Source organism: Secundilactobacillus folii (genome assembly GCF_009720675.1).
Lineage (GTDB): Bacteria > Bacillota > Bacilli > Lactobacillales > Lactobacillaceae > Secundilactobacillus > Secundilactobacillus folii.
Genome location: NZ_WNJO01000024.1, coordinates 17647 through 27554, shown reverse-complemented (window position 1 = coordinate 27554; position 9908 = coordinate 17647). Strand labels below are relative to the sequence as shown.

Genomic DNA, 9908 nt, shown 5'->3' with positions numbered 1-9908 from the left:
CCGACCTTAGTCGATATGCCCTGCACATTTGTGAAACGAAACTTTGTTCAGTTTTCAAAGGTCTACCTTACTAATTCTTTTCTGAATCAGCTTGTTTAGTATATCTAATTACCAAGTAAAAGTCAACAAAAACTTTCTGTGTCGGTATCTCTTTCAAAAGATGATACCGATTAGGCAACTATATTACAATATCATTGTTCAGAATCAAAGTCAACCACAAAACTTTTAAAGACATAATTGGTACACATTGGTTAACTTCTCAACGACAACAAATAATATATTAACAATTATAGTTCCCAAGGTCAATCAAAATTTCAAAAAATCTGGTACTCAATAAATTCGTGATCTGCACCTAAATATAAAACGTCTGTAAATACGTTTCAGTTCAATAACATCTTTAAACCCCCGACGCTATAAAAAAACGGCCCCATCAAAGAGCACCGCTTGCCAAACAGAATTAAACTAGATGATTATTTCACCCGAACTAAGAAATAACGTTTTTTGCCCCGACGAACGATAACAAACTTGCCTTCAAAATGCGCATTAGGATCGATTTGAGCTTCAACATCCGTAACCTTTTCACCGTTGATCCGAATGGCACCGTTACTAATATCTTCGCGAGCTTGTCGCCGCGATGATTCAATTGAAGTCACATCAACTAGCCATTCCACAATGTTACGTTTCTCTGCGCTAACTTCTACCGAAGGCATATTCTTAAAGCCCTGCTCAATCTCACTTGCAGAGAGTGCTGAAACATCACCTGAGAACAACGCTTTTGAAATGTTTTCTGCCTCAACAACAGCCTGCTTGCCGTGAACGAACTCGGTAACTTCCTCTGCAAGCCGTTTCTGAGCTTCACGCTTTTCTGGTTCACTGGCAACTTTCTCTGCCAAATCATTGATCTCATCTTGACTCAAAAAAGTAAAGTACTTCAAATACTTAACAACGTCACGATCATCTTGATTAAACCAAAACTGGTAAAACTCGTAAGGGGTCGTTTTATTAGCATCAAGCCAAACCGCACCACCAGCAGTTTTACCAAACTTGGTACCATCTGCTTTTAACATCAGCGGAATCGTTAAGCCAAACGCCTTGGCATCAGGACCCTCAATTTTATGAATCAAATCGATACCAGCCGTAATGTTTCCCCACTGGTCAGCGCCTCCAATTTGAAGCTGAACGTCTTCTTTTTGATATAGATGAAGGAAATCAACTGATTGCAAAATTTGATAAGTGAATTCGGTAAAAGAAATACCTACTTCCAAGCGGGAAGCAACGACTTCCTTAGACAACATATTGTTAACATTAAACAACTTACCGTAATCTCTCAAAAAACTCAGCAGACTGATTTTGGAAAGCCAATCATAATTGTTGACGATTCTAAAGCTGCCATCTTGCCCGAACAAATGCTCCATCTGCGCTGTAATGGCTGCTTCATTATGGTGCACTTGATCCATCGTTTGTAAAACCCGTTCAGATTTTTTGCCACTCGGATCACCAATTGAACCAGTACCGCCTCCAATAACAATGTAAGGTCGGTGACCAGCTAATTGAAACCTCTTCAAGATCATAAATGGAATCAAATGTCCAATATGCATTGAATCCCCAGTCGGATCGATACCCACATATAAGCCAACCGATTTATCCTTAACAAGCTCACTTAAACCAGCCTCATCCGTTTGCTGATTAATCGCACCACGCCACTTTAACTCATCTAAAATTGTCAAAAGAATCCTCCTTAAACTTAAAAAAGCCCCCATTAGTCAATGACTAACAGGGACGAAATTGAAATTCCGCGTTACCACCCAAGTTACGCTACGTATATGAAAGCGTCGCTCGACATGCATATCGACATGACCCGCCAGCAATAGCTGAATCGCTCCGCACTGTAATTCGATGACTGGGTCGCTTAGCTTACAGCAGCCGCTAAGTTTCTTTAACGTTGCCCTTGATCTACTTCGGTGTTTCATAGCTGTCTATAATAGTACAAACAGTCCATCTAAAAGTCAATGTGTCAAACAGCACTGGTATCAGTATAATGGGTTTAAAGAAATTTCTGAAGGGAGTGCGCACTTTGCTACTAAGTATTCTAATCATCATCTCACTACTAGACCTAGCTTGTATCCACCCGCTAGTAAAGCATCATCAATTCCAACGCTATATGTGGCTAACAACGGCCTGCACGCTCACTCTTTTCGATGCGCTCATCGCACTGCCAATCATTTTCTGGCCGACAAAAATTATAGCTCAGCTTATAAGCACAGGTTTCGCAACCTGGTTTTTCGTGGGGACAAGTTACTTAGTGGCAACATTTTGGCTGGTTCACGACCCAAAAACACCGCCACGTGCAGATTACGTTATCGTGCTTGGCGCTAAAGTAACGAGTGCTGGTCCTTCACGAACGCTTCGACGCCGTTTAAATACTGCGCTAGCGTACGCCAATCAGCAACCATTCGGACCCCTCTTTATTCTGAGCGGCGGTCGTGGCAATGATGAGCCACAAACAGAAGCCGCAGCAATGGCTAAGTATTTGCACGCTCATCGTGTGCCGTTCGACCAAATGCTGTTAGAAGAAAATTCGACTTCAACCACTACCAATTTTAAATACAGTAAGCTTTTGATCAAAGCTAACTGGCGCGGCCCTAAACCTCCCATCATTTTGGTCGTCACCAGCAATTATCACCTTGCACGCAGTATCTTGTTGGCACGTCAACACCATCTAAGCGTCATCGGGCTAGGGTCACAAACCACTATTTCCTCGCTATTTCCCGCGATGATAAGAGAAATTGCCGCCTTGCTTCTACAGTTTAAGTGGACCCTCATTTTGATATGGTTTCTAGCAGCCATCTTTTGTCACCTTATTCTTAATTAAAAACTTGTAGGATTGTTTCATTACTGTAAATTAATATGTAAACTTTTTACATAATCTCTTGCACTTTTTGAGGACATCTTATATACTAGTTTTGTTGTAAAATATTAGTCAAATGAAGCGAGGAGTTTTTCTGATGAAATTAGGTTTAATCGGATTAGGAAAAATGGGTATTAACTTAGCCCAAAATATGATTCGTAACAATAATGAAGTTGTTGGCTTTGACTTGGATACTAAGTTAGTTGACGAAGCAGCCGGTTACGGTGCCGCTAAGGCAACCAGTCTTGAAGACATGGTCAGTCAATTACCATCTCCAAAAATTGTTTGGATCATGGTACCCGCTGGCAAACCAACCGACGCCACTGTTGACCAATTGGCATCCGCTTTAAACAAGGACGATATTGTCATTGACGGTGGTAACACTTTCTGGAAAGACTCACTTCGTCACAACCGTCTATTAGGCGAAAAGGGTGTTCACTACTTTGACTGTGGTTCATCAGGCGGTTGGCGTGGTGCCCTTAATGGCGGAAACTTCATGATCGGTGGCGACGAACCAGAAGTCTTTGAAACCATTCGCCCACTCTTCGAAGGTATCTCACAAAAAGATGGCTACCTTTACACTGGTAAGGCCGGTTCAGGTCACTACTTAAAGATGGTTCACAATGGTATCGAATACGGTATGATGGAAGCAATCGGTGAAGGTTTCGAAGTTCTAAAAGCTTCTGACTTTGACTACGACAACCGTGCTGTTGCTAAAGTCTGGAACAACGGTTCAGTTGTTCGTAGCTGGTTAATGGAACTGGCTGAAGCAGCCTTTGAAAAGGATCCTAACCTGGACAAGATCAAGGGTCGTATGCATTCCAACGGTGAAGGTCAATGGACTGTTGAGGACGCAATGGATCATGCTGTGCCAACGCCGGTTATCGCTGCTGCTGTTATGCAACGATTCCGTTCCATGCAAGATGACACCTTTAACGGTAAAGTTGTTTCGGCTTTACGTAACGGTTTTGGTGGCCACGCAATGGACAAAAACTAATTTAGATCTAATGTTTAGGGACTACGCGGTTGCGTAGTCCTTTTCTTTTACCGCTCAACTTCCCTCAAACAACCGGGAATTTGCTATACTAGACCTATCTAATAAATAAGGGGTGTCCTCTTTGAGTCAATTGAAAATGAGCTTTCGCTGGTTTGGCCCTAATGATCCAATCACGTTAGCGGACATTCGACAAGTTCCTAAAACACGTCAAATTGTTGGCATGTTGACTGACATTCCGGTCGGTGACGTTTGGCCACTGACCGAAATCAAACAGCTACGTGACCAGATCAACGCTTATGGCTTTGAACTGAAGGTCATTGAATCAGTCAATATTCATGATGCGATTAAAACCGGAGCACCTACGCGTGACAGATACATTGAAAATTATATTCAAACGATCCGTAACCTGGCCAAAGTTGGCGTAACTGTCATTTGCTATAACTTTATGCCAATTTTTGACTGGATCAGAACTGATTTAAACTATCCATTAACTGACGGTTCGCAGTCAATGCGTTTTGACCTATCTAAACTACCGCGCGATCCACAGGTTCTTTTCAATCGTATTAAGGCGTCTGATAATAATTTGATGCTTCCTGGCTGGGAACCTGAGCGTTTAGCACAATTAAAACAACTATTTAAGAGTTATGAAAACGTCTCTGAGTCAGATTTGGTGGCAAATCTCAAATACTTTTTAAAAGCCATCATCCCGGTTTGCGAAGAAGTTGGCATTCAGATGGCGATTCACCCTGATGATCCACCGATGTCTCTCTTTGGTTTACCTAGAATCTACAAGAATTTATCTGATATGAAGCGAATAGCTGCCTTAGTTGACTCGCCATACAATGGCTTTACCATTTGCACAGGCAGTTTGGGTGAAAACACCGCTAATGATGTCCCGGCCATCATTCGTGAATTTGTCCCCACCGGGCGGGTCCCATTTGTTCACTTAAGAAACATTAAACATATAGCCCCTAACGTGTTTCAAGAATCTGCTCACGAATCTAGCGAAGGTTCACTCGATATGTACGCTATCATGCAAGCCTTACATGACAGTGATTTTAACGGTTATGCCCGTTCCGACCACGGCCGCAACATTTGGGGTGAAAATGGTCGCCCTGGCTATGGCCTATATGATAGAGCAATGGGCATCAGTTATTTAAATGGTCTCTGGGAAGCCATCCAAAAAAAAGCTAATAATTGATCTTAAATTAAAACCAGTCTTGATCTCAACAATTCCGCTGAGACCAAGACTGGTTTAATTTTATCGTCAACCTTATTGCCGTTCTTGAAACTGTTCCAAGGCTTTAACATCTGGATAACCATCGTGATCACCAGGCGATTGGATAGCTAAGGCCCCAATTGCATTGCCACGTAAAATGGCATCTGGCAGCGATAAATGATCCAGTAATCCGGTGATTAATCCAGCTGCAAAACCGTCTCCTGCGCCCACTGTATCAACGATTTGATTCACATGGTACCCAGGAATAATGACGCCTGCTTGTGAGTCCCGGATCTTCATGAAAGCCCCTTTAGCGCCCAATTTCACGATAACGCTTTGCGTCGTCGAGCTATTACTCAAGAAGAAGTCAGCTATCTCTTCCGGTTGCTTTAACCCAGTTAGCTGCCGACCTTCGCTGAGGCCAGGTAAAACGATTTTAGCCCGAAATGCCAGTCGATTCACGTTTTGAATCATCTCCACCTGATTTGCCCACAATGTCGGCCGCAAATTTGGATCAAACGTGGTGACGATTTCTGGATCTTGGTCTAATTGATCAAGAAGCGCATAGGTCGTTGTCATTGCATCTTCAGAGATTGCCGGGAAAATACCGGTATAATGAAATACCTTCAAAGAATCAAATGAAAGTCGCTTCAATTGGCTCTGATCAAAGTGCGCAGCAGCCGAATCTTTTCGGAAGTAAAAAGTATCTGGGTCACCTTGACTGACCCGATTTTTGAGTTGAAATCCCGTCCAGTGGTTACCAGTCCGCTGAATCAAATCCGTTGCAACGCCCTCTTTTTGCAATTCCTTGATGATGAAAGCACCAAAGGGATCGCGACCAAGAGCAGTCAAATACGCGCTACTATGTTTCAACCTTGCAACGCCCACCGCCACGTTCAATTCAGCGCCTGCTGCAAACTTTTGAAATTGATCCGCATCGACCAATGACCGGCCTGTCTGGGTAGCAGCCATTAAAGCCAGTGGTTCACCAATGGTTAAGAATTCACTCATGAACTCACTCCTAAATCTTGATGACTATAGTCTAATCTTGATCGTCATCGTTGGCAAATTCACGCTGATAATCCGCAATACTCTTGTATTCACTAGAAAACTGGCGGCTTAATCGGAGGTAGATCGGAATCAAAGCACGATACTTCTTGTAAACTTTAGGGTTGGGTTCAAAGGTATTGGATTTCCCAATGTATTTTTTAATATCATTCAAGTTATCTTCCAAACCTAGACTCATTTTTGCTAAGAACATGGCTGCTAAACTACCACTTTCATATGATTCAGGAATGGTCAGTTCGCTTTCGTAGACATCCGCCATGATTTGGGTCCAAAGCTTTGATTTCGCAAATCCACCAGCAGCTAAAATCGCCTTTGGTTTCCCAGTCACTTCACGCAGTGCGAGTGTTACTGAGTAAAGGTTATAAACCAGGCCTTCTAGAACGGCTCTAATCATATGTGCTCGAGTGTGCTTACGGTTTAATCCAAAGAATGATCCCCGCGCATTAGCATCCCATAACGGCGCACGTTCGCCACCTAGATACGGGTGGAAAATCAAGCCGTCGGATCCGGCTGGAACCGTGGCCGCAATCTTTGACAGCATATCGAAAGAATCAATGTTCAACAGTTTCGCAGCTTCTTGTTCGCCACCAAACAATGCGTCATGCGCCCAACTGAAGACGATTCCACCATTGTTGATTGGTCCGCCAACGAGGTACTTACCCTTCATAACTGGGTAGCAGTACAAACGGGCTTTAGGATCGATCACTGGCTTATCAAAGAAACTCCGAACGGCTGCAGAAGTCCCAATATTAATGGCTAAAACACCGGTTTCAATGGCACCCACACCAATCGTGGATAAGGCACCATCAGTTGCACCCATTACAAAGTAAACGTCTTTATCCAGACCCATTACCTTAGCATATTCAGCCTGGATACCCTTGATCTTGTAAGTGGTATCAACGAGTTCCGGTAATTGGTTCTCCTTGACACCAGTTTCCTTCAATGCCTCTTCATCCCATTTAACAGTTTTCATATTTAAAAGACCCGTTGCGGCAGCCATTGAAACTTCTTCTTTGAGCTGTCCGGTGTACTTCCAAATAATATATTCCTTGATGCCGACCCAATAAGCGGCCTGCTTAAAAATATCTGGCTTTTCATTTTTAAACCACAGTAATTTATAGAACGGACCCATTGGATGAATTGGCAATCCGGTTCGCTTATACATCTCCAGGCCACGACCGTTTTCCTTGTACTGAGCCGCATACTTTTCTGCCCGGTTGTCAGCCCAGGTCATCGTTCTGGTCAATGGTTTAAAATTCTTATCTAGAGCGATCAAACTATGTTGTTGTGCCGACCAGGAAACGGCAACCACTTTGCCGTCTTGCCGATTAGCCTTAGTGATCACTTCTTGAATTGCCTGTGACGTGGCGTTAAAAATCTCATCTGGATCTTCTTCAGCCATGTCAGGCGTATCTTGATAGAGGGTGTACCCCTTATTTGCTTTGGCATAAATCTTACCATCTAAATCGTATAATAAAGCCTTGGTGCTCGTTGTTCCAACATCAATACCAATAATGTAATCCATCAGTAATCCCGTCCTCTTTTAGCGTTTCGTTCATTTTACATCTGATATATCAGTATGTCAATAGCGCTTACATCCCTATATTATTAGTCTTTTTGGCTTATAATCCGACCATTGCGTTACTGAAAATAGCGGTTACACCGTATTTTAAAGCCAGAAAAGAATGAAAAGCGCCCTAAAATAATTTTTAAGTTTAATAACTGACATACATGTTTGCTTGTCAAAATACCATTTTTACCTTATACTTCAAAGTAAACATACTTTTTAAAAACGAGGAAAAAAGACCTCAATGTTTCATTTGCAGGAGGGTTTATGAAAAACATTGATAGTATGCGCGATGATGCGTATCAACAAATTAAGTATAAAATTATCCATTTCGAATTCATGCCAGGACAAAAGATCTCAGAAAAAACGTTGTCAACGGAATTTCACCTGGGCAGAACTCCGGTCCGAGAAGCGCTGATTCGTATCGAACGTGAAGGCTTAATACAAGTTATTCCGCAAAGCGGTACCTACATCACACCAATTGATATGTCGGAAGCTGAAGAAGGTCGCTTTGTTCGCGAATGCATCGAACCTAAGATCATGATGAATGCTGCCGTGTCGATCACCCCGGCATCAGTCGCTTTTTTGCGCAATAATTTGGAGCGGCAAAGAATCACTGCTGAAAACAGTCAACCAGATGCTTTCTTTGACTTAGACCAGTCGTTTCACCACGAGTTCTACCACACGATTGGCAAGGACTTGGCGTGGGATTGGCTACAGATTAATAACACCCAGTTAAACAGGTATCGGCGGCTGCGTTTGAAGGAATTGGAACTTGATTGGAATACCCTGTTGAATCAGCATCGACAGATTTTTAAGTCATTGATGGATAAGCGGCTGGATGACTTAAATTATTTTATGGCAGAACATCTGCATCTCATGTTAGTAGAAAAGCAGAAGGTGCTAGATGCCTATCCGGATTATTTTGTGGGATATGAGAAATAAGTGTTAAGTTAAAATATCAGAGTAGCGGCTACGACACCAGAATTGGATCGTAGTCGCTATTTATTTTGAAAATGACAGTACCGACTTAGCACCTTTCAATGCAACCCCTGTCAAACTCTTAACAACTTTAACAAAGAATACAAAAAAGCGAATCCCTGGAAATAAAGGATTCGCTTCCGTTTTAAAAAAATCTAACAATTAAAGTTGTGAGGTTAATTCACGGACAAGTGGCTTGCCGTTAATTAGGTTACGAACATCTGAGACACACTTCTCACCCATGCCATGCAGGCATTCGTATGTGTAAGCGGAGGTGTGTGGCGTAATCAAGAAGTGATCATTCTTCAAGAATGGGTGATTAGCACGAACTGGTTCAACCTCCATTGTATCAGCTGCGTAGCCAGCAACTTGACCGTCCTCAACAGCCTTCAGCATTGCCTGTTCATCAATCAGTGCACCACGGGCATGGTTAACGAAGTATACGCCCTTCTTAGTTTTCTTCAATGCTTCTGCATTAATGAAATGCAGGTCAGTATCGTTCAACGAAGCATTCAGTGAGATGTAATCACACTTGCTCAATAATTCGTCGAAGGAGACACGCTTAACGTTAGGGTTCTTGTCAAACCAGCCTTCTGGAGCATGTGGTTCTGGGTCATTGATCATGACTTCACCACCGAAGAACTGGAATAGTTCAGCAACCCGACTACCAATGTTACCACAACCGATAACTCCAAAGGTCTTACCGGTGAATTCACTACCCATGAATTGGGCACGATCCTCATAATGGTCAGCTTTGATTCGTTCTGATGAAGGCACAGCTTGGCGAGTCAGCGCCATCAAATTAGCCAGGGCGTTTTCAGCGACAGAGTTACGTTCAACCAACGGTGGCACGATTGTCACCTTAGTCCCATGCTTCTTTGCGGCTTCCAGGTCGATGTTGTTGAAACCAATACCATGACGAGAAATCAGTAGCAGCTCGTCTTTGTTATCAAAGAAATCCTTCTTAAAGAATGGTGTCACACTAGAAATGATCACATTGTAGCCGTGGAGTTTTTCAGCCAGTTCCTTACCTGGAATATCTGGATCAAGCATGAAACGATCAACTTGACCAAATGATTCGACTTCTTTCCAGTGTTCTTTAAAGACTTGACCAAAACTACTTGAGTTCACGACTGCAATTTTATAATCTGCCATGTTCTTCTAATCC

Annotated in this window: 8 protein-coding genes; 4 read left to right on the top strand and 4 right to left on the bottom strand. The window is 42.7% G+C overall.

Annotated features, from left to right (window positions below; translation table 11 throughout):
• Window positions 1–470: 470 nt before the first annotated feature.
• Window positions 471–1727, bottom strand: coding sequence for a tyrosine--tRNA ligase (tyrS, locus tag GM612_RS11835; RefSeq protein WP_155432566.1), 1257 nt, complete (start codon window positions 1725–1727; stop codon window positions 471–473).
• Between the two features lie 575 nt (window positions 1728–2302).
• Between tyrS and GM612_RS11830 the strand changes: the two genes are divergently transcribed.
• The 3 genes from GM612_RS11830 (at window position 2303) to uxuA (ending at window position 5106) form a co-directional block, all read left to right on the top strand.
• The gene (locus GM612_RS11830) at window positions 2303–2872 is read left to right on the top strand and encodes an ElyC/SanA/YdcF family protein (protein WP_173021283.1); all 570 of its coding nucleotides are present in this window, start codon (window positions 2303–2305) and stop codon (window positions 2870–2872) included.
• A gap of 133 nt (window positions 2873–3005) precedes the next feature.
• The gene (gnd, locus tag GM612_RS11825; protein ID WP_155432564.1) at window positions 3006–3905 is read left to right on the top strand and encodes a phosphogluconate dehydrogenase (NAD(+)-dependent, decarboxylating); all 900 of its coding nucleotides are present in this window, start codon (window positions 3006–3008) and stop codon (window positions 3903–3905) included.
• 130 nt (window positions 3906–4035) lie between these two features.
• Window positions 4036–5106, top strand: a complete 1071-nt coding sequence (uxuA, locus tag GM612_RS11820) for a mannonate dehydratase (protein WP_155432567.1) — start codon at window positions 4036–4038, stop codon at window positions 5104–5106.
• Window positions 5107–5178: 72 nt separating this feature from the next.
• Here the strand turns inward: uxuA and GM612_RS11815 are convergent, their stop codons facing one another.
• Window positions 5179–6135 carry a sugar kinase gene (locus GM612_RS11815; RefSeq protein ID WP_155432563.1) on the bottom strand — a complete coding sequence of 319 codons (957 nt, stop codon included), beginning with the start codon at window positions 6133–6135 and terminating at the stop codon, window positions 5179–5181.
• A 31-nt stretch (window positions 6136–6166) separates the two neighbouring features.
• On the bottom strand, window positions 6167–7717 hold the full coding sequence (gene gntK, locus GM612_RS11810) for a gluconokinase (RefSeq protein WP_155432562.1): 1551 nt from the start codon (window positions 7715–7717) through the stop codon (window positions 6167–6169).
• A 309-nt stretch (window positions 7718–8026) separates the two neighbouring features.
• On the opposite strand from gntK, the gene GM612_RS11805 reads away from it, so the two are divergent.
• Window positions 8027–8704, top strand: a complete 678-nt coding sequence (locus GM612_RS11805) for a GntR family transcriptional regulator (protein WP_155432561.1) — start codon at window positions 8027–8029, stop codon at window positions 8702–8704.
• A gap of 198 nt (window positions 8705–8902) precedes the next feature.
• Here GM612_RS11805 and GM612_RS11800 read toward each other — a convergent pair whose 3' ends face one another.
• Window positions 8903–9895: a D-isomer specific 2-hydroxyacid dehydrogenase family protein gene (locus GM612_RS11800; protein WP_155432560.1), complete on the bottom strand. Its 993-nt coding sequence runs from the start codon at window positions 9893–9895 to the stop codon at window positions 8903–8905.
• Between the last annotated feature and the right edge of the window lie 13 nt (window positions 9896–9908).

Coding starts and splice junctions, on each gene's coding strand:
- gnd (WP_155432564.1), top strand. CDS start 3,006: ATGAAATTAGGTTTAATCGGATTAGGAAAAATGGGTATTAACTTAGCC.
- GM612_RS11805 (WP_155432561.1), top strand. CDS start 8,027: ATGAAAAACATTGATAGTATGCGCGATGATGCGTATCAACAAATTAAG.
- GM612_RS11800 (WP_155432560.1), bottom strand. CDS start 9,895: ATGGCAGATTATAAAATTGCAGTCGTGAACTCAAGTAGTTTTGGTCAA.
- gntK (WP_155432562.1), bottom strand. CDS start 7,717: ATGGATTACATTATTGGTATTGATGTTGGAACAACGAGCACCAAGGCT.
- GM612_RS11815 (WP_155432563.1), bottom strand. CDS start 6,135: ATGAGTGAATTCTTAACCATTGGTGAACCACTGGCTTTAATGGCTGCT.